The organism is Pseudomonas sp. ADAK7, from assembly GCF_012935675.1.
Lineage (GTDB): Bacteria > Pseudomonadota > Gammaproteobacteria > Pseudomonadales > Pseudomonadaceae > Aquipseudomonas.
Genome location: NZ_CP052861.1, coordinates 3,943,340 through 3,963,261 on the forward strand (window position 1 = coordinate 3,943,340; position 19,922 = coordinate 3,963,261).

Sequence of the window (19,922 nt, forward strand, 5' to 3'; positions counted from 1 at the left end):
ACCATGCAAACTCGTGACGACATTTTCAACACCCTGCGCGATGCCCTGGTCGAACTCTTCGAGCTGGACCCCGAGCGCGTCAGCCTGGAATCCAACCTGTACCAGGACCTGGAAATCGACAGCATCGACGCCGTCGACCTGATCGATCACATCAAGCGCCAGACCGGCAAGAAAATCGCCGCCGAAGAATTCAAATCGGTGCGTACCGTCAGCGACGTGGTCGAGGCGGTCTACCGTCTGGTTCAACCGGCCGCATGAGTCGAGTGATCGGCCTTGGCCTGCTGCTGGCGGGCCTGCTGTACCCCTTTGCGGTGTATTTCGGCATGGAGCACTTCGCCCCGTGGCAGTTTGGTCTGCTGCTGGGCAGCCTGTGGCTGGCGCGCGCGCTGACCGGCGTGCGGCGTCCGGGCAGCCTGTGGATGGCCAGCGTCGCCATCGTGTTTTGCCTGCTGCTGGCCATATTCGACAGTCCGGCGCTGTTGCGTTGGTACCCGGTATTGATCAGCGGGTTCATGCTCGCGCTATTCGGGCTGAGCCTGAAATACGGCCCGCCGATGGCCGAACGCCTGGCCCGCCTGCGTGAACCGCAGCTGCCGGCCAAGGCGATTGTTTATACCCGCCAGGTCACGGTGGCCTGGAGTGTGTTTTTTCTCTGCAACGGTTTGTGCGCCGCCGCGCTGACCCTTTGGGCGCCGCTGAGTTGGTGGATGTTGTACACCGGCCTGATCTCCTATGGATTGATCGGCCTGATGTTTGCCATTGAATGGCTAATACGACAACGGGTACGAGGCCACCCATGAATTGGATAACACTTGAGCACCTGCTGCTCAAGGCTCAGCCGGAACGTGCCATGACGGCCGACCCGGCGCTGAATCACGCGCAATTGTGCGAACAGGCCCTGAGTCTCGCTGCCGGTCTGCAAGCCCAGGGCGTGCGGCGCATGGCCGTGCACCTCGAAGACGCCGCCGAGCTGGCGATTGCGCTGCTGGGCGCCTGGCGTGCCGGGGTCAGCGTGTTGCTGCCCGCCGACCTGCAAGCCCAGACCCGCCAGCGCTGGTCGACTGAAGTCGATCTGTGGCTGACCGATCAGGCCGACGACGCACACCTGGCCGATTATCAACATTCGCCAATGCCCGCCGCCGCGCTGGATTTGGATCGCTGTCAGTTGAGCCTGTGCACCTCCGGCTCCAGCGGCGAACCCAAGCGCATCGACAAAACCCTGCGCCAGTTGGCCAATGAAGTCGAAGCCCTGGAGCAACTGTGGGGCGCCGACCTGGGCCCGGCGTGCATCATCGGCAGCGTTGGCACTCAACACATTTACGGTTTGCTGTTCCGCGTGCTGTGGCCGCTGTGCGCCGGGCGACCGTTCGTGCGCAAGCAACTGGCCTTCCCGGAAGACTTGCAGCGTGCCAGCCGCGAATACCCGGCGTTCGCCTGGGTCGCCAGCCCGGCGCTGCTCAAACGCATGGGCGACAACCTCGACTGGCCGGCCCTGAGCGCGGTGCGTCGGGTGTTTTCCTCCGGTGGCGCCCTGCCCGCCGAGGCTGCACAAAGCCTGTTCGAGCGCTTGCAGCAATGGCCAACGGAAATCCTCGGCAGCTCGGAAACCGGCGGCATTGCCTGGCGTCAGGGGCAAGACCTGTGGCAGCCGTTCGCCGACGTCCGGCTGAGCCAGGACAGCGACGGCGCGCTGCTGATCGCATCGCCCTACTTGCCGGCCGACCACATCGAACACACCGCCGACGCTGCGCGGATCGCCGCCGATGGCCGTTTCGAACTGCTGGGACGGCTGGACCGCATCGTCAAACTGGAAGAGAAACGTATCTCGCTACCGATGCTGGAACAGGCGCTGATGGCCCACGACTGGGTCGCCGAAGCGCGCCTTGGGGTGGTCCAGGAAAACCGCGCCTCATTGGGCGCGTTGCTGGTGCTCAGCCAAAAAGGGCTGCACGCCCTGCGCAATCAGGGGCGGCGAACCCTCACCCAAGAACTGCGTCAACACCTGAGCCAGCATTGCGAAGCCCTGGCCTTGCCCCGCCGCTGGCGCCTGCTGCGGCAACTGCCGTCGAACGCCCAAGGCAAATTGCCCCAGGCCGAAGTCGAAGCGCTGCTGCTGGCACCGCGCCCCAAGGGACCGGAAGTGCTGGAACAGGTCGAAACCGACGGCGAATGGAGCCTGCAACTGGCCGTGCCGCCGGACCTCGCCTACTTCAGCGGGCACTTTCCCCAGGCGCCGGTATTGCCCGGCGTGGTGCAGGTGGAGTGGGCGCTGAGCCTGGGTCAACAGCTGCTGGAATTGCCGGCCCTGTTCGCCGGGATGGAAGTGCTGAAATTCCAGCAACTGGTGCGTCCGGGCGACGAAATTCAGTTGCACCTGCGGTTCGACCCAGTGCGCCACAAGTTGTATTTCACCTTTCGCAACGACACCGCCACCTGCTCCAGCGGGCGGATTGTGCTGGAGGCGGCGGATGCATAACCCCTGCGCCATCATCCCGGTCTACAACCACGAAACCGCCATCACCACGGTGGTCGATGCCCTGCTCGCCCAAGGTTTGCCGTGCATTCTGGTAGACGACGCCAGCACCCCGGCCTGCGCAAAAGTGCTCGATCAACTGGCGCTGCGGGACCACGTCTTTCTGATCCGCCTCACCGTCAATCAAGGCAAGGGCGGCGCGGTCATGACCGGTTTACGCGAAGCCTCGCGCCTGGGCTTCAGCCATGCCTTGCAAGTGGACGCCGACGGCCAGCATGACCTGACCGACGTCGCGACGTTCATCGAACAATCCCGCGCCCACCCCGACGCGGTGATCTGCGGTTATCCGCTGTACGACGCCAGCGTGCCCAAGGGCCGCTTGTATGCGCGCTACCTGACCCACGTGATGGTGTGGATCAACACCTTGTCGCTACAGATCCGCGATTCGATGTGCGGCTTTCGCGTCTATCCATTACCGCCGACCCTGGCGCTGATCAGTTCGGCGAAGATCGGCAAGCGCATGGATTTCGACTCGGACATTCTGGTGCGCCTGGCTTGGCAAAACCTGCCGATGCAGTGGCTGCAAACCAAGGTCCATTACCCGCTGGACGGCGTCTCGCATTTTCGCCTGTTCCACGACAACGTTTTGATCTCGAGCATGCACACCCGGCTGTTCTTCGGCATGTTGTTGCGCGCTCCGGTGATCCTCTGGCGGCGGTGGCGGGCATGAGCACTGACGCAGATAAAAAGCATTGGGCCGACCGCCAGGAGCGCGGCAGTTTCTGGCTGATGAAATTCACCGCACTGTGCGCCAAAGTGCTCGGCCGGCGGCTGTTGAGCCCGTTGCTGTACGGCATTGTCCTGTACTTTTTCCTGTTCGGCCGCAGCGCGCGCAAAAGCGCCTGGCAATACCAGCAACGCCTCGCTGACTTTAGCGCGCGTCCGGAGTTGCGCCCGACCCATTGGCGGGTCTTCGGCCAGTTCATGGCCTTCGCCGACTCCATGCTCGACAAGCTCGACGTGTGGAACGGCAAGCTGAGCATCCAGCAGATCGAAATCGACGACCCGGCGCTGTTGCGCACCCAACTGCGTGGCGCCCGTGGGCAGATGCTGGTGGGTGCGCACCTGGGCAATCTCGAGGTCTGCCGCGCGCTGGCGGAGATCGGCGAACAAGTCACCATGAACGTGCTGGTGCACACCAAGCACGCCGAGCAGTTCAACCGCTTGCTCGGCGAAGCCGGGGCGACCAATTTGCGCCTGATTCAGGTCAGCGAACTGGACCCGGTGATCATGCTGCAACTGCACGAACGCCTGGAGCGCGGCGAGTGGCTGGCGATTGCCGGCGACCGTGTGCCGCTGCATGGCGGGCGCCGCGTGATCGTGGACTTTCTCGGTCATCCGGCGGCATTCCCCCAGGGCCCTTGGCTGCTGGCCGGTTTGCTCAAGTGCAAGGTCAATCTGTTGCTGTGCCTGAAGCAACCGACAGGCGCCTACCGACTGAGCCTCGAACCCTTCGCCGAGGCCGTGGTGTGGAAGCGCAGCGACCGCGAACAGGTCATTCATCAGTGGGCTTCCCGCTACGCCGAACGCTTGGGTCACTATTGCCTTGAAGCGCCACAACAATGGTTCAACTTTTACCCTTTCTGGAAGACCGATGACGACGCCAACGCTTGAGCCGGTAACCTTCGGCGAACTCCCTTTGCGCATCGAAGACGTGCTGGCCCTGGCCAATCGTCAGGCGCCGACGCAGTTGCAGGGTGACCCTGAATTTCGCGAGCGCATCGCCAAAGGCGCGCGATTCCTCGATTCCCTGCTGGACAAGGAAGGCGTGATTTACGGTGTGACCACCGGTTATGGCGATTCCTGCGTAGTCGCGGTGCCGCTCCATCACGTCGAAGCGCTGCCGCGTCATCTGTACACCTTTCACGGTTGTGGCCTGGGAAAATTGCTTGATGCCCAAGCCACCCGCGCAGTCCTCGCGGCGCGTTTGCAGTCGCTGTGTCACGGCGTGTCCGGTGTGCGCGTGGAGTTGCTGGAACGCCTGCAAGCCTTCCTCGAACACGACATCCTGCCGCTGATCCCGGAAGAAGGTTCGGTCGGCGCCAGCGGTGATTTGACGCCGCTGTCCTATGTGGCCGCGACCCTGTCCGGCGAACGCGAAGTGATGTTCCGTGGCGAACGCCGCGAAGCCGCCGATGTACATCGCGAGCTCGGCTGGACGCCGCTGGTGTTGCGCCCGAAAGAAGCCCTGGCGCTGATGAACGGCACCGCCGTGATGACCGGCATTGCTTGCCTGGCCTTCGCCCGCGCCGATTACTTGCTGCAACTGGCGACCCGCATCACCGCGATGAACGTGGTCGCGCTGCAAGGCAACCCGGAGCATTTCGACGAGCGCCTGTTCGCCGCCAAGCCGCATCCGGGGCAGATGCAAGTCGCCGCGTGGCTGCGCAAGGATCTGGCGATCGACGCGCCGACCGCGCCGTTGCATCGCCTGCAAGACCGCTACTCCCTGCGTTGCGCACCGCATGTACTCGGCGTGTTGGCCGACAGCCTGAACTGGCTGCGTTCATTCATCGAGATCGAACTCAACAGCGCCAACGACAACCCGATCATCGACGCCGAAGCCGAACGCGTGCTGCACGGTGGGCACTTCTATGGCGGCCACATCGCATTCGCCATGGACAGCCTGAAAACCTTGGTCGCCAACGTCGCCGACCTGCTCGACCGGCAACTCGCGTTGCTGGTGGACGAGCGTTACAACCACGGTTTGCCGAGCAACCTGTCCGGCGCCACGGCCGACCGCGCCATGCTCAACCACGGCTTCAAGGCTGTGCAAATCGGCACCAGCGCCTGGACCGCCGAAGCGCTGAAAAACACCATGCCCGCCAGCGTGTTCTCGCGCTCCACCGAGTGCCACAACCAGGACAAAGTAAGCATGGGCACCATCGCCGCTCGCGATGCGGTGCGTGTGCTGGAGCTGACCGAACAGGTCGCCGCCGCCACTTTGCTCGCCGCCAATCAAGGCGTCTGGCTGCGTGGCCAGGCCGAAGATGCACGACCACTGCCACCGTCCCTGGCGGCGATGCACGAAGAACTGGCCAAGGACTTCCCGCCGGTCATCGAAGACCGCGCCCTGGAAGGCGAACTGCGCCTGTGCCTGAAACGAATCGCCGAGCAACACTGGAGGCTGCATGCGTAGCAAGGGAGTGCTTCACGCCGATACGGAAATCCTCGTGCCGTTCTTTGACGTCGACACCATGCACGTGGTCTGGCACGGCCATTACGTCAAATACCTGGAAGTCGCCCGCTGCGCGCTGCTGGACAAGCTCGGCCACAACTACACCGCCATGGTCGAGTCGGGGTTTGCCTGGCCGGTGATCGACCTGCAACTGCGCTACGTGCGCGGCGCGGTGTTCGGCCAGACGCTCAACGTGCGCGCCAGTCTGGTGGAGTGGGAGAACCGATTGAAGATCAATTACCTGATCAGCGATCAGCAAACCGGTGAACGCCTGACCCGCGCCAGCACGGTGCAGGTCGCGGTCGATATGAGCAGCCGTGAAATGCAATTGGCCTCGCCCAAGGTCTTCACCGACGCCGTCGAAAGGATGCTCGCATGACCCTGCTGAACCCCCTTTGTAGCAGCTGCCGAGCCCGCGAGGCTGCGTTCGACGGCGAAGCCGTCGCAAAACCTGCACATGCGGTACATCAGAAGAAACCCAAGGCGACTGCTGCGCAGCCGAACGCAGGCTTCGCCAGCTGCTACAGGTTCGTGGTGGCGCTGGTATTGATGCTCGGGTTTTCTTCGTTGGCGCAGGCTTTTGATTTGCAGCAGTTGAGCGATCAGCTGGCAAAGCCTGACGTGATCCACGGCCATTTCATCCAGGAAAAACACCTGCGTGCCCTGCCCCAGCCGCTGACCAGCAAGGGCACTTTCGTCCTCGCGAAAAACCACGGTTTGCTCTGGCTGCTGAAAACCCCGTTGCAACAGGATTACCGCATCACCGCCAAGGGCATCGCCCGACGTGATGCCAACGGCTGGCAATTGCTGCCGGGCAAGAGCGCCGGTGCTGAGCAGAACCGCTTGTTCCTCGCCGTGCTGCAAGGCGACAGCAGCGGCCTACAACGGGATTTCGAGCTGTCGCTGAGTGGCGACGCACAGAAATGGAAGCTGACCCTGACCCCGCGCTCGATGCTGCTCAAGCAGGTGTTCAACCAGATCAACATCGATGGCGGCGAACTGGTGAACAGCATCGAACTGCTGGAAACCCAGGGTGACAGCACCCTCATGCGCATGCAGGACAGCACCAGCGCCCAACCGTTAAGCGATGCGGAGCAACATGACTTTGCCGAGTGAACGGAGGCTCCCACGGCTGTTCCTGATCCTGCTGCTGGCGGTGCTCGCGCTCGCCGGTTGGCAATGGCGTGACGGCGCTCCGCTGTCGGCCAACCTGATGGAACTGGTGCCCGGCACGGCGCCGGACGCGCTGGAACTGCGCGCCGAACAACGCATGCAAGAACCGCTGAACCGCGAAATGCTGGTGCTGGTCGGTCACACCGATCGCCAGCACGCCGTGGCCATGGCGCAGAAACTCGGCGAGCAGTGGCAAGCCAGCGGTCTGTTCGAGAAGGTCCAGTGGACCCTGCAAGCCGACTTGCCAGCCCTGCGTACGCAACTGCTGCAAGGCCGGCTGGCGATGCTCTCGGACGAGGATCGGCAACAACTGATCGAGCATCCCGACGCCTTTATCCAGCAACGGGTACAAGCGCTGTTCGACCCCTTCACCGGTTTCAGCCTGGTGCCGAGCCAGGACGACTGGCTGGGCCTGACCGGGCGCATCCAGAACAGCCAGCCGCAACACGGTGCGGTGCAACTGGATATTGGCAGCGGCGCCTTGATCGCCGATGCCGACGGCAAGAGCTGGGTGCTGCTGCGGGCGCGCACCACCGGCAACGCCTTTGACATGAACCTGCCGCTGCAAGTGGCCGACCTGCTCAAACGCAGCCGCGAAGAAGCCGCCCAGGGCGACGTGCAATTGCTCGCCGCCAGCGGCTTGCTCTATGCGGCCAACGGTCAGCAACAAGCGACTCGGGAGATGACCTGGGTCGGTGGCGGCGCTACGCTCGGCATCCTGTTGCTGCTGTTGCTCGCGTTCCGGCGTTTGCGCGTGTTGCTCGCGTTTGTTCCGGTGCTGGTGGGCATGTTGTTCGGTGGCGTGGCTTGTGTAGCGCTGTTCGGCCATATGCATGTGATGACCTTGGTACTCGGTTCGAGCCTGATCGGCGTCGCCGTCGATTACCCGCTGCATTACCTGTCGAAGAGCTGGAGCCTGAAACCCTGGAACAGCTGGCCGGCCCTGCGCCTGACCCTGCCAGGGCTGACGTTGAGCCTGATCACCAGTTGCATCGGCTATCTGGCCCTGGCCTGGACTCCGTTCCCGGCCCTGACGCAAATTGCCGTGTTCTCCGCCGCCGGTCTGCTCGGTGCCTACCTGTCGGCAGTGTGCCTGTTGCCGGCGCTGCTCAAGGGTGCTGACCTGCGCCCGGCGCAATGGCCGCTGCGGGTGGCCGAGTGTCTGGTGAACCTGCGTGAAGCGCTGCTGCAGCGCGTGCGCACACCGGTGTTGATGGCCCTGCTGATCGCTTTCTGCGTCGGTGGTTTGTTGCAACTCAGCACCAAGAATGACATTCGCCAATGGGTCGGCATGCCGCAGCACTTGACCGATGAAGCGCAGGCCATCGCGCGCATCACCGGCTACCAGCCCACCAGCCAGTTTTTCCTGATCCGGGCCGCCAACCAGCAAGAGTTGCTCGAACGCCAAGCAGCGCTCGGTGATCGTCTGGAGCAACTGGTCAATCTCGACAAGCTTCAGGGTTTCCTGTCGCTCAACCAACTGGTCAGCCAACCCAGTGAGCAGAAGCATGTACGCGATGCGCTGAACAAGCTGCCGCAATTCTGGCAACCGTTGCTCGACGTCGGTGTTCCGGTCGAGGCGTTGCAGGCCGAACTGGCGAAGTTGCAGGCGCTGCCCACCGAAGACATCGACGCGGCGCTGGTCGGACCGTTGGCCGAACCCTATCGCACCCTGTGGCTGGGGCCGACCGGTGACGGCGGCGTGGCGGCCATGGTCAGCCTGCAAGGCTTGAACAATCCATCGCTGCTGCGGGTCCAGGCCCTGGACTTGCCGGGTGTGGAATTGGTGGACCGTCTCGGCGAACTGAACAAGGTTTTCGCTGAAACCCAGATCAGCGCTGCGGAACTGAAACTCGCTTCCTGTGCGTTGATCGTGCTGGTGTTGATCCTGCCGTTCGGCCTCAGTGGCGCGCTGCGCATCGTCGCCCTGCCCTTGCTCGCGGCACTGTGCAGCCTGGCCAGCCTCGGTTGGCTCGGTCAGCCGCTGACCCTGTTCAGCCTGTTCGGCCTGCTGCTGGTGACGGCGATCAGCGTCGATTACGCGATCCTCATGCGCGAACAGATCGGCGGCGCCGCTGTGAGCCTGCTGGGCACCTTGCTGGCGGCACTGACCACTTGGCTGTCGTTCGGTTTGCTGGCGGTGTCCAGCACACCGGCAGTGAGCAACTTCGGATTGTCAGTGAGCCTCGGCCTGGCGTTCAGTTTCATCCTCGCGCCGTGGGCCGGACGCCAGGCCCACCCAGTTGCAGTCGCGGAGCCAACAGCATGATGATCGTGTTGTTTTGGGCGATGGCTCTGGGGATGTTCGCCGTGGCCACCCGCGTCGGTCGGCATTTCGGGCTGATCCCGATTGTCAGCCAGTTGCTGCTGGCGACGTTCGGTCTGCCGCTGTTGATGTACTTCTGGATTGAACCGGGCTGGCAGCTCAGTGGCGCCAACCTGATTTCCCCGGTGTGGCTGAAAAACCTCTACAGCCTGAGTTTCGCCTTGCTGCTGGGGCACATTCTCAGCGACGTGATCGACCTGAAGCTGGACCGCCAGAGCCTGAAAATTGCCCTGCCGAGTTTTTGCCTGCCGTTCGTCTGCGGCTTGGCGACGGCGGTCTGGCTGTTGCCGCCACAGGCGTGGATCAGCTCGCTGGCCGTCGGTTTGGTCTTCGCCATCACCGCGATTCCGGTGTTGTACCTGTATCTACGACACATCAACTATCCGCCCGACGCCACCCGGCGCCTGGTGCAGACCGCGATCCTGATCGACCTCACCTGCTGGACACTGTTCGGCTTCGCCCAGGGCAGCCTGCACCTGAGCAGTCTTTTGCTGCCTCTGGCCGGTGCCTGTCTGCCGGTGCTGTTGCGCTTGCTCGGCTTGCGCCAACCGCTGCTGCACAGTGGCTGCTTCTTCGCGCTGCTGGTGGTGGCCGAGCACTTCAAGCTCAACGCGCTGATTTTCGGCATCGGCTATTTGCTGTGCATGGCCGCGCTCAAGGTGCCGCTGGTGTTGCCGTTGCCGGCGCTGTGGATGAACCGTTTGCAGACCTGGATCGCCATCCCGCTGATCCTCACGTTCGGCATCGTGCAAATCGATGTGCACAGCGCCATGGCCAACCTCGGCTGGTTGCCGCTGGCTGCGCTGTTGCTGTTGCCGATTGCCAGCAAACTGTTGGGCAACTGGCTGGGCCTGGGCTGGGCCGGGGTTTCGGTTGACGGCGCCAGTCGCTGGCGCGAAAGCCTGCTGCTGAATATTCGCGGGTTGAGCGAGATCGTCTTTCTCAACCTGCTGCTGCAACAACAACTCATCAGCCCGGCGCTGTACTTTGCGCTGATGCTGATGGGCCTGATCGCGACACTGCTGCCGGCACTGGCCGGCATGCATCGAATCCCGCTGAATATCGCCACCCCGGCAAGGAGTCCACGTGCCAATCGTTGAAATGGAACATCGTCAGGTAGTGGTCATCGGTGCCGGGCCTTCGGGCGCCATCGCCGCCGCGCTGCTCAAGCGCAAGGGTCATGACGTGCTGGTGATCGAACGCCAGCATTTCCCACGGTTTTCCATCGGTGAAAGCCTGTTGTCCCATTGCCTGGATTTTGTCGAAGAGGCCGGCATGCTTGAGGCGGTGAACGCCGCCGGTTTTCAAATTAAAACCGGTGCCGCATTCGCCTGGGGCGAGCTGTACAGCGCGTTCGATTTTGGTGACACGTTCAGCAACGGCAAGCCGACCACCTTCCAGGTGCAACGCGCTGATTTCGACAAACTGCTGGCCGATCAAGCCGCGCTGCAAGGTGTGGAATTGCGCTATGGCGAAGCCATCGTCAGCGCCGATTTCAGCCTCGCGAAACCGCAGCTGAAGGTGCTGCGAGAAGACGGCAGCGAGTACCGCGTCGAAGCCGATTTCGTGCTCGATGCCAGCGGCTATGGCCGGGTGTTGCCGCGCTTGCTCGACCTCGAAGCGCCGTCGAATTTCCCGGTGCGCCAAGCTGTGTTCACCCACGTCGAAGACCACATCGACCACCCGAACTTCGACCGCAGCAAAATCCTCGTCACCACTCACCCGGTTCATCGCGATATCTGGTTCTGGACCATCCCGTTCAGCAACGGCCGTTGCTCGGTGGGCGTGGTGGCGGCGGCCGAACATTTCGAAGGCCGGACCGATGATCTCGACGAGTGCCTGCGCGGCTTTATTGCTGAAACCCCAAGCCTGTCCGGTGTGCTGAACAATGCCGTGTGGGACACCCCGGCGCGCACCATCGGCGGCTACTCGGCCAACGTCAAAACCCTGCACGGCCCAGGCTTTGCTCTACTCGGTAACGCGGCGGAATTCCTCGACCCGGTGTTCTCCTCCGGCGTGACCATCGCCATGCGCTCGGCGAGCATGGCCGCCGCTGTATTGCATCGGCAATTGCAGGGCGAAAGCGTCGACTGGCAAACCGAGTTCGCCGATCCGCTGAAACGCGGCGTCGACACCTTCCGTTGCTACGTCGAAGGCTGGTACGCCGGCACCTTCCAGGACGTGATCTTCCACGACGGCAGCTCCACCGATATCCGCCGCATGATCGCCTCGATTCTCGCCGGTTACGCCTGGGATGAACGCAACCCGTTCGTCAGCGAAGCGAAACGCCGGTTGAAGGTGATTTCGGAAATTTGTGCACGGGATGCCACATGAGTTACCTGAGCGACAACTACGTCGAGGAAACACGCTTCGGTTTCTGGTTCCTGCGTAGCCATACCTGGCAGCACCATGTGTTGCGGGTGGCGATCAATGACTTGCGCGGCTTGTTCAGCGAGTCGCCACCGAGCAACCCGGTGTTGCTGGATGCCGGTTGCGGCCAGGGCAAGTCGTTCCAGTACCTGCGCCAGACCTTCGCGCCCCAACGTTTGATCGGCGTGGATGCCGACCCGCACAGCCTGCACCTCAGCGGCGAAGAGGCGGCGCGCCAGGGCATGACCGTGGAATTGATCGGCAGCGACTGCGCGACCCTCAACGTGGCGGACGCCAGTGTCGATCTGCTGTTCTGTCACCAGACCTTTCATCATCTGGTGGAACAGGATCAGGCGTTGGCCGAGTTCTATCGCGTGCTCAAGCCCGGCGGCTATCTGCTGTTCGCCGAGTCCACCGAGGCTTACATTGATACGTGGGTGATTCGCTGGTTGTTCCGCCACCCGATGCACGTGCAAAAGAGCGCGGCCGGGTATCTGCAAATGATTCGCCAGCAGGGTTTCGAATTCGGCCCGCAGAACGTGTCTTATCCGTACCTGTGGTGGAGCCGCGCCAAGGATTTCGGCCTGCTTGAACGCTTTGGCTTGCGCAAGCCCAAGCCCTTTGGCCAACGGGAAGAAACCCTGGTCAATGTGGTCGCGCGCAAACCGCTTGAAGGTAACGCCTGATGATCCGTTTTCTGCTTCTGGGTTGCGTCCTGTTGCTGAGCGCCTGCGCCAGCCGCGCGCCGTTGCCCGAGCACAGCCCGAGCCTGGCGCTGCCGCTGCAATTGCATATCCAGCGCCTGGTGGCCGATCAGCGTCAGGACTGGGTGCTGGTGATCCAGCAGGAAGGCCCGGCGCTGCGTTGGTCGATGATGGATTTGCTGGGCATTCCCCAGGCCCGGCAGAAGCTGATCGACGGCGCCTGGCAGGCCGACGGTCTGCTGCCGCCGAATCCGGAAGCCCGCGAGCTGTTCGCCGCGTTGTTGTTTGCGTTGACGCCGGAAGGTGAGTTGCAGAGCAACTACCCCGTCGCTTGGCAACATGGCGCGCAACGGACTTTGCCCGAGCGCTGGGACGTTCGTTACTCACGCCCGATGAGCTTTGAATTGAACCTGCCCAAAGGCCCGAAATACCAAGTCACGCCGCTGAACGGGGACACACCATGACCGCCTGGTTGAACGCCCTGGGGGTGATCTGCGCCCTGGGTCGCGACAAACGGGAAGTCGCGCGCAACCTGTTTGCCGGCGATTGCTCCGGCATGCGCAGCGAGGCGGGTTGGGTGACGGAACGTTCACTGCCGGTGGCAGCGGTGCATGGCGAACTGGCGCCGATTCCACAGGAGTTGGCCGACCAACGCAGCCGCAACAATCAACTGCTGCTGGAAGCGGCGCTGCAAATTCGCCCGGAGATTGATCAAGCGATCCAGCGCTTTGGCCGCGACCGTATCGGAATTGTTTTGGGCACCAGCACCTCGGGCATCGATGAAGCCAGTCGCGGGTTAGCCCATTACCTGCGCGAGCATGAATTCCCCGCCGACTACGATTATCGGCAGCAGGAACTCGGCGCACCGGCGAATTTCCTTGCCGACTGGCTGCAACTGAGCGGCCCGGCCTATGTCATTTCCACCGCGTGCACCTCCAGCGCCCGGGCCTTGATGAGCGCCCAGCGTTTGCTCGACCTGGGCTTGTGCGACGCGGTGTTGTGCGGCGGTGTCGACAGTTTGTGCAAACTGACCCTCAACGGTTTCTCGGCCCTGGAAGCGGTGTCCGAGCAGCGCTGCAACCCGTTCTCGGCCAACCGCAACGGCATCAACATTGGTGAAGCCGCGGTGCTGTTTTTGATGAGCAAGCAACCGGGCGACGGCCCATCGATCGCCCTGCTCGGCAGCGGTGCCAGCTCCGACGCGCACCACATTTCCGCACCGGAACCGACTGGTCGCGGCGCCCTGCAAGCCATGCGCAAAGCCTTGAGCCGCGCAGCCCTGGAGCCATCGCAAATCAGCTACTTGAACCTGCACGGCACCGCCACCCAACACAACGACGCCATGGAAAGCCTGGCCGTAGCCGCGCTGTTCCCGGACGGCGTGCCCTGTTCGTCGACCAAACCGATGACTGGCCACACCCTCGGTGCCGCCGGCGCCCTGGAAGCGGCGTTCTGTTGGTTGAGCCTGAGCACCGACAATCCCGAACACGCCCTGCCGCCCCACGTCTGGGACGGCCAGCCCGACCCGGACCTGCCGCCCCTCAATTGGGTGACCCCGGCCGATCGCCTGGCGTCCATTGCACCGCGCTACCTGATGAGCAATTCGTTTGCCTTCGGTGGCAATAACGTCAGCCTGATTATCGGAGACGCCCCATGATTGCCTGGCCGCTCGCCGAACTGCTGCCTCACGCTGGCGACATGATCCTCATCGAGCAGATCCTGTCGTTCGATGACGAGCAGATTCACACCCGCCTCACCGTCAAGCCCGGTGGCCTGTTCAACCGTCCCGACGGCAGCCTGCCGGCCTGGGTCGGCATCGAGCTGATGGCCCAGAGCGTCGCTGCCTACGCCGGTTGCCATGCCCGTGCGCGGGGTGATGCGGTGGAGTTGGGCTTCCTGCTCGGTACCCGCAAATTCGAATGTAACGTCGAACACTTCCCCGCCGGCACCGAACTGACCATCCACGGGCTGCGTTCCCTGGAAGACGACAGCGGCATGGGCGTGTTCGAATGCCACATCAACGCGCCCGGCATCCACGCCACCGCCCGGCTCAACGTGTACCGCCCGCCGCAAGCGGCGCAATACCTTCAAGAAATCCAAGGAGTCGAGTGATGACTGAATCCGTACTGGTCACCGGCTCCAGCCGTGGTATCGGCCGCGCTATCGCATTACGTCTGGCCCAGGCCGGGCATGACATCGTGCTGCATTGCCGCAGCGGTCTGGCTGAGGCCGAAGCCGTGAAGGTCGAAGTCGAAGCCTTGGGCCGCAACGCCCGCGTGCTGCAATTCGACGTCTCCGACCGCGCCAGTTGCAAAGCCATTCTCGAAGCCGACGTCGAAGCCCATGGCGCCTATTACGGCGTGGTGCTCAACGCCGGGCTGACCCGCGACGGTGCTTTTCCGGCGCTGAGCGAGGATGATTGGGACGTGGTGATGCGCACCAACCTCGACGGTTTCTACAACGTGCTGCACCCGGTGATGATGCCGATGATTCGTCGTCGCGCCGCCGGGCGCATTGTGTGCATCACCTCGGTTTCCGGGTTGATCGGCAATCGCGGGCAGGTCAACTACAGCGCCTCCAAGGCCGGGTTGATCGGCGCCGCGAAAGCGTTGGCGATCGAACTGGGCAAACGCAAGATTACCGTCAACTGTGTCGCACCCGGCCTGATCGACACCGCAATGCTCGACGAAAACGTGCCGGTGGAAGAACTGATGAAAATGATCCCCGCACAACGCATGGGCACCCCTGAAGAGGTGGCCGGCGCCGTGAATTTCCTGATGTCGGCGGAAGCCTCGTACATCACCCGCCAGGTTCTGGCCGTCAATGGAGGCCTGTGCTGATGAAGCGCGTCGTCGTCACCGGCATGGCCGGCATCACCTCACTGGGCAGCGATTGGGACACCATCGCCGGCAACTTCGCGGCCAACCGTAGCGGTATCCGCCGCATGGACGAGTGGGATCGTTTTACCGAACTCAATACGCGCCTGGCCGGCCCTATCGATGACTTCAAGGTCCCGAGCCACTGGACCCGCAAGCAACTGCGCAGCATGGGTCGTGTTTCGCGCCTCGCTGTTGGTGCGGCAGAACAGGCACTGGCCGACGCAGGGCTGTTGGGTGACGAATCGATCAAGGATGGACGCATGGGTGTCGCCTGCGGTTCGTCCACCGGCAGCACCGACGAGATCAAGGCATTCGGCAACATGCTGCTCAACTCGGTGGCCGAAGGCCTGAACGCCAACTCCTACGTGCGGATGATGCCGCACACTACAGCGGCGAACATCAGCATCTTCTTCGGCCTCACCGGCCGGTTGATCCCGACCTCCAGTGCCTGCACCAGCGGCAGCCAGGGCATCGGCTACGCCTACGAGTCGATCAAGTTCGGTCGCCTGCCGCTGATGCTCGCCGGCGGCGCCGAAGAACTGTGCCCGACCGAAGCCATGGTCTTCGACGCGCTCTACGCCACCAGCCTGAAAAACGACGCGCCGCAAACCAGCCCACGTCCGTACGACAAGGGCCGCGATGGCCTGGTGATCGGCGAAGGCGGCGGCATGCTGGTGCTCGAAGAACTCGAACATGCCTTGGCTCGCGGTGCGCACATCCACGCCGAACTCGTCGGCTTCGGCAGCAACGCCGACGGCCAGCACACTACACGCCCAGAGCAGGTGACCATGCGCCGGGCGATGGAACTGGCGCTGGAAGATGCCGGTTTGCAGCCGTCGGACATTGGCTATGTGAACGGTCACGGCACCGCTACAGAACAGGGCGACATTGCCGAAACACTGGCAACCAGCGCGCTGTTCGGCGAGCACATGCCGATCAGTTCGCAGAAGAGCTTCCTCGGTCACACGTTGGGGGCCTGCGGTGCGCTGGAGTCGTGGTTCAGCATCGAAATGATGAACCGCGACCTGTACGTGCACACCTTCAACCTCGACGAGATCGACCCGCACTGCGGCAAGCTCGATTACCTGCGCGGCGAATTCCGGCAGATGAGCAACCAATACGTGATGAACAACAACTTTGCCTTCGGCGGCGTCAACACTTCGCTGATCTTCCGCCGCTGGTCGTAACCGAATTAATCAGGGTCAAGGAGACCTCCATGCACTTCAAGAAACTCGCTACCGCCGCCACCCTGCTGATCTGCGCCCTGCCGGCCATCAGCCAGGCCCGTGACACCGCCGTGTACCTGCCCTTCGACAAAGCCGTCGCCGAAGCCACCCGCACCGGCAAAATCGATGGCAGCGTGAAGTTCTACCTGGCGGGCAACAACCCGGCCGGCACCGTCACCGTCCTCACTGCAGGCTCGGTGACCAACAAGAAAACCAACGCCTTCAACAAGTCCGACACAGTGGCCTGCGAATGGGTCGCGCAATCGGCCATCATCAGCCTGCACCAGGCGGCCAAAAGCGCCGGCGCCAATGCCGTGACCAACATTGTGAGTTTCTATAAGAGCAATGAGCGTAAAGACGCCAAGAACTATGAATGCCACGCCGGGGCGATCATGGCGGGTGTTGCGTTGAAAGGGGATTTGGCGAAGGTTCAGTAAGGCCAGAAACGACAAAGGGCGCCTCTCTGGCGCCCTTTTTTTATCGTTGAATCAAGGTAAGTCGCAGTTATCCACCAAGCAGTCGCCCAATACCTGTATCTGTAGAAAGATCAAATCCATATAGAAATTATTCCAAATCGATATTAAAAACTGTCAAAAGTAACAGGTCAGTTTTTTGATAAAAATAAATATCGTGATAGTTACCTGACCAATATGGAGCATCCTTCAATGTCAACCGATGAACAAGAAGCCGCAGCGTACGAAGAAACCGAATTCGTAGTCGTGTTGTTAGATGCCGGAGTGAAGAAAACCGACGTAATAAAGGCCATTCGAGAAAGTACAGGCCTTGGTTTAAAAGAAGCCAAGGCGATAGTAGATGCTGCACCAGCACAAATTCTGACTGTTAATTCAATGGGAGCAGCAGTGGCTAAGCAAAACGCAGAGACGATTAAAAAAATACTTGAAGAGGCTGGAGCGAAAGTTGAAATCAGATAAGCACTAGATAGATGACAGCCTTCTTGGTCCAGCGACCCTTTCGGGACCTTCCAAGGATGAAGAATATGAGTACAAAAGCAGTTATCGTTTTCAGTGGCGGCCAAGACTCAACAACCTGCTTGATCCACGCATTGCCAAACTACGATGAAATACACTGCATCACGTTTGATTATGGACAGCGGCACCGTGCGGAAATTTAAGTTGCACAACAGCTTTCAGAAAAGCTCGGTGTAAAAGTACATAAGATCCTCGACATATCGTTATTAAATGAGTTGGCAATCAGCAGTTTAACTCGCGACAACATCCCCGTACCCATTGCTGCCAGTTCAGGGGGTAGCCTGCCGAACACATTCGTGCCTGGTCGAAATATTCTATTTTTAACGCTGGCTTCTATTTATGCCTATCAAGTTGGTGCGAAAACGGTCATCACAGGTGTTTGCGAAACAGATTTTTCAGGCTATCCGGATTGCAGGGACAAATTTATCAAGGCGTTGAATAACGCAGTTGAACTGGGAATGGACTACAAGTTACAAATTGAAACACCGCTCATGTGGTTGAACAAAGCAGAAACCTGGGCCCTAGCCGACTGCTACAAACAGCTGGATTTGATTCATAACCATACGCTTTCCTGTTACAACGGAATAATAGGTAGTGGGTGTAGCGATTGCGATGCGTGCGTTCTTCGTGCAAAGGGTTTAAATGACTTTATGAAAAACAAAACAGCCATTACGAACAGCCTAAAGGAAAAACTGGATATAACTACGTAACTATACCGCAAGGGACGCGGCCCACTCCCCTTGCATTCTTATGCAGCAGGAACCACCGCTACGTATTTTTTGAACAAGTATTGATCGTTCCCACGCTCTGCGTGGGAATGCAGCCCGGGACGCTCCGCGTCCCTGCCGAGGCGGACGCAGAGCGTCCATTGAGGCATTCCCACGCAGGAGCGTGGGAACGATCATCTCTGTCGTTTTCAAGGTGAGTCGAAGTTATCCAGCACCCGGTTGACCGCCAGCTCTCCCAACATGATCGACTGCTGAATCCCAAGTAGTGTGTTGCACTGCGATCCCTCCAGAAATCTCACGAAATCACTCGCCATGACATTCGCCGATGCCAGCGATTCACTCGCGTATTCCAGCAAGGTCCGGTTGTCGACTTCGGGCGCGATGAAAACGATGTTGCTGGGTTTTCGCTTGTAGAGGGGCGCTACGTTATCGGCGGACTGATTGAGCGTTTCTGCGTCCGGGGACGTGTCGAGAGATGCCGAATGACCATCCGGCGGGTTTGGTGTGTCCTTGAACATAATTCGGTCTCCAAAAAAGTGGAGCCGTCACCGAATTGCTACTAAACAAAAGGGTGGCAGCTGAACGCAGGTTAGTAGACCGGGGAGACACGAAACCGGCGCGCCCGAGAGCGCCCTGCGCACAGCTACCATCAAGCACAGGCATGGAAAATACCTGACTGTCTGGAACGCAAATACGCTTCGTGTAACCACGAGCTACTAAACCCGATCACTGATGAGCAGTGATGCGAATCAAGTTACCGATGGCCCCCAAAGCGTACAAGCCGGCGGATTCTGAGCCTGTCGTAAGCTCCGCCGCAAGGCGTTGTAGTCTTTCGGAACATAGCTTCGGAAATGTCCCACAGAGGGCATCACGATTTCAGGGGTTCCACCTTCCTCGTCAACAACTCCACAAACGCCTTCGCCATCGGCGATTTCTGGTCCTTGCGCTGCACCAGCCACACCGCCGACACCGCTTCCGGATCCAGTAGCGGCCGATAAACCACACCATCAATCCTCATCCGCTGGTACGACGCCGGCAGCACCGACACCCCAAGCCCCGCCGCCACCAATCCAATAATGGTCATCGCCTCGCCGGCCTCCTGGGCGAAGTGCGGGCTGAAACCGGCATCCCGCGCCAGGCTGAGCAATTGGGCGTACAGACCACTGCCATAACTGCGTGGGAAAAAGACGAAAGGCTCGAGGGCAAGGGCTGATAGAAACAGGCCTTCTTCGCTGTCGTTCGCCAATGGATGCTTGGAACTGAGCACCGCCACCAGAGGCTCGCGCATCAACTCCACGACGCTGAGGGAATCCGGCAGGCCAAGCGGCCGCATGATCCCGACTTCGATCGACTCATCCACCAGCGCGTCGGCCACTTGGGTGCTGCTCATCTCTCGCAGGTTCAGGTGCACCGCCGGGAAGCGTTGGCGAAACGAGAAGATCGCCTGGGGGATGGTCGAGTTGAACGGTGCCGACGAGGTGAAGCCGATTTTCAGTTCGCCCAACTCGCCCAGCTGCGCTCGACGGGCAACATCCGCTGCTTTGTCGACTTGGGCCAACACCAGCCGCGCCTCTTCCAGAAACAACCGACCGGCCTCACTCAGCTCGACCCGACGATTGGTACGCTCGAACAACCGCGCGCCGACCTCGGCTTCCAGCGCCTGAATCTGCTGACTCAACGGCGGCTGGGAGATGCCGAGCACCTGGGCAGCCCGGCCAAAATGCAGTTCTTCGGCGACGGCGATGAAGTAGCGCAAATGGCGCAATTCCATGAAAACTCCATTAGGTCGTAAAACGTCTTAAACAGGTCGAATAAT

20 protein-coding genes and 2 pseudogenes are annotated in these 19,922 nt (G+C 61.2%); 20 read left to right on the forward strand and 2 right to left on the reverse strand.

Annotated elements, in window-relative coordinates:
* Positions 1 to 3: 3 nt before the first annotated feature.
* The 20 genes and pseudogenes from HKK53_RS18125 (at position 4) to queC (ending at position 18,088) form a co-directional block, all read left to right on the forward strand.
* The gene (locus HKK53_RS18125) at positions 4 to 258 is read left to right on the forward strand and encodes an acyl carrier protein (protein ID WP_007992314.1); all 255 of its coding nucleotides are present in this window, start codon (positions 4 to 6) and stop codon (positions 256 to 258) included.
* Positions 255 to 800, forward strand: coding sequence for a hypothetical protein (locus tag HKK53_RS18130; protein ID WP_169371962.1), 546 nt, complete (start codon positions 255 to 257; stop codon positions 798 to 800). Before HKK53_RS18125 ends, HKK53_RS18130 begins: the two co-directional genes overlap by 4 nt.
* Positions 797 to 2,476: an acyl-CoA synthetase family protein gene (locus HKK53_RS18135; protein WP_169371963.1), complete on the forward strand. Its 1,680-nt coding sequence runs from the start codon at positions 797 to 799 to the stop codon at positions 2,474 to 2,476. Before HKK53_RS18130 ends, HKK53_RS18135 begins: the two co-directional genes overlap by 4 nt.
* On the forward strand, positions 2,469 to 3,203 hold the full coding sequence (locus HKK53_RS18140; RefSeq protein WP_169371964.1) for a glycosyltransferase family 2 protein: 735 nt from the start codon (positions 2,469 to 2,471) through the stop codon (positions 3,201 to 3,203). Before HKK53_RS18135 ends, HKK53_RS18140 begins: the two co-directional genes overlap by 8 nt.
* Positions 3,200 to 4,147, forward strand: coding sequence for an LpxL/LpxP family acyltransferase (locus HKK53_RS18145; RefSeq protein ID WP_169371965.1), 948 nt, complete (start codon positions 3,200 to 3,202; stop codon positions 4,145 to 4,147). Before HKK53_RS18140 ends, HKK53_RS18145 begins: the two co-directional genes overlap by 4 nt.
* Positions 4,128 to 5,672, forward strand: coding sequence for an HAL/PAL/TAL family ammonia-lyase (locus HKK53_RS18150; RefSeq protein ID WP_169371966.1), 1,545 nt, complete (start codon positions 4,128 to 4,130; stop codon positions 5,670 to 5,672). The genes HKK53_RS18145 and HKK53_RS18150 overlap by 20 nt, the downstream gene beginning before the upstream one ends.
* Positions 5,665 to 6,090: an acyl-CoA thioesterase gene (locus tag HKK53_RS18155; protein ID WP_169371967.1), complete on the forward strand. Its 426-nt coding sequence runs from the start codon at positions 5,665 to 5,667 to the stop codon at positions 6,088 to 6,090. Before HKK53_RS18150 ends, HKK53_RS18155 begins: the two co-directional genes overlap by 8 nt.
* A 170-nt stretch (positions 6,091 to 6,260) precedes the next feature.
* Positions 6,261 to 6,827 (forward strand): outer membrane lipoprotein carrier protein LolA, encoded by a 567-nt coding sequence (locus HKK53_RS18160; protein WP_169374261.1) that lies wholly within the window; start codon positions 6,261 to 6,263, stop codon positions 6,825 to 6,827.
* Positions 6,811 to 9,153, forward strand: a complete 2,343-nt coding sequence (locus HKK53_RS18165; protein WP_169371968.1) for an MMPL family transporter — start codon at positions 6,811 to 6,813, stop codon at positions 9,151 to 9,153. Before HKK53_RS18160 ends, HKK53_RS18165 begins: the two co-directional genes overlap by 17 nt.
* Positions 9,150 to 10,310 carry a sodium:proton antiporter gene (locus HKK53_RS18170; RefSeq protein ID WP_169371969.1) on the forward strand — a complete coding sequence of 387 codons (1,161 nt, stop codon included), beginning with the start codon at positions 9,150 to 9,152 and terminating at the stop codon, positions 10,308 to 10,310. Before HKK53_RS18165 ends, HKK53_RS18170 begins: the two co-directional genes overlap by 4 nt.
* Positions 10,297 to 11,544: an NAD(P)/FAD-dependent oxidoreductase gene (locus HKK53_RS18175; protein WP_169371970.1), complete on the forward strand. Its 1,248-nt coding sequence runs from the start codon at positions 10,297 to 10,299 to the stop codon at positions 11,542 to 11,544. The genes HKK53_RS18170 and HKK53_RS18175 overlap by 14 nt, the downstream gene beginning before the upstream one ends.
* Positions 11,541 to 12,266 (forward strand): class I SAM-dependent methyltransferase, encoded by a 726-nt coding sequence (locus HKK53_RS18180; RefSeq protein ID WP_169371971.1) that lies wholly within the window; start codon positions 11,541 to 11,543, stop codon positions 12,264 to 12,266. Before HKK53_RS18175 ends, HKK53_RS18180 begins: the two co-directional genes overlap by 4 nt.
* Positions 12,266 to 12,748: a hypothetical protein gene (locus tag HKK53_RS18185; protein ID WP_169371972.1), complete on the forward strand. Its 483-nt coding sequence runs from the start codon at positions 12,266 to 12,268 to the stop codon at positions 12,746 to 12,748. The genes HKK53_RS18180 and HKK53_RS18185 overlap by 1 nt, the downstream gene beginning before the upstream one ends.
* On the forward strand, positions 12,745 to 13,941 hold the full coding sequence (locus HKK53_RS18190; RefSeq protein ID WP_169371973.1) for a beta-ketoacyl-[acyl-carrier-protein] synthase family protein: 1,197 nt from the start codon (positions 12,745 to 12,747) through the stop codon (positions 13,939 to 13,941). The genes HKK53_RS18185 and HKK53_RS18190 overlap by 4 nt, the downstream gene beginning before the upstream one ends.
* Complete coding sequence (locus HKK53_RS18195; RefSeq protein ID WP_169371974.1) at positions 13,938 to 14,396, forward strand: hotdog family protein; 459 nt, start codon at positions 13,938 to 13,940, stop codon at positions 14,394 to 14,396. The genes HKK53_RS18190 and HKK53_RS18195 overlap by 4 nt, the downstream gene beginning before the upstream one ends.
* Positions 14,396 to 15,124, forward strand: coding sequence for a 3-oxoacyl-ACP reductase FabG (fabG, locus tag HKK53_RS18200; RefSeq protein WP_169371975.1), 729 nt, complete (start codon positions 14,396 to 14,398; stop codon positions 15,122 to 15,124). The genes HKK53_RS18195 and fabG overlap by 1 nt, the downstream gene beginning before the upstream one ends.
* Positions 15,124 to 16,350 carry a beta-ketoacyl-ACP synthase gene (locus HKK53_RS18205; RefSeq protein ID WP_169371976.1) on the forward strand — a complete coding sequence of 409 codons (1,227 nt, stop codon included), beginning with the start codon at positions 15,124 to 15,126 and terminating at the stop codon, positions 16,348 to 16,350. The genes fabG and HKK53_RS18205 overlap by 1 nt, the downstream gene beginning before the upstream one ends.
* A gap of 29 nt (positions 16,351 to 16,379) precedes the next feature.
* The gene (locus HKK53_RS18210) at positions 16,380 to 16,826 is read left to right on the forward strand and encodes an excinuclease (protein WP_169371977.1); all 447 of its coding nucleotides are present in this window, start codon (positions 16,380 to 16,382) and stop codon (positions 16,824 to 16,826) included.
* 249 nt (positions 16,827 to 17,075) lie between these two features.
* Positions 17,076 to 17,321 (forward strand): annotated as a pseudogene (locus HKK53_RS18215) (ribosomal protein bL12); the annotation flags it as partial.
* 65 nt (positions 17,322 to 17,386) lie between these two features.
* Positions 17,387 to 18,088, forward strand: a pseudogene (gene queC, locus HKK53_RS18220) (7-cyano-7-deazaguanine synthase QueC).
* Between the two features lie 206 nt (positions 18,089 to 18,294).
* Here the strand turns inward: queC and HKK53_RS18225 are convergent.
* Both HKK53_RS18225 and HKK53_RS18230 read right to left on the reverse strand, forming a co-directional pair.
* Positions 18,295 to 18,624 (reverse strand): DUF6124 family protein, encoded by a 330-nt coding sequence (locus HKK53_RS18225; RefSeq protein WP_169371979.1) that lies wholly within the window; start codon positions 18,622 to 18,624, stop codon positions 18,295 to 18,297.
* A gap of 350 nt (positions 18,625 to 18,974) precedes the next feature.
* The gene (locus HKK53_RS18230; RefSeq protein ID WP_169371980.1) at positions 18,975 to 19,877 is read right to left on the reverse strand and encodes a LysR family transcriptional regulator; all 903 of its coding nucleotides are present in this window, start codon (positions 19,875 to 19,877) and stop codon (positions 18,975 to 18,977) included.
* Between the last annotated feature and the right edge of the window lie 45 nt (positions 19,878 to 19,922).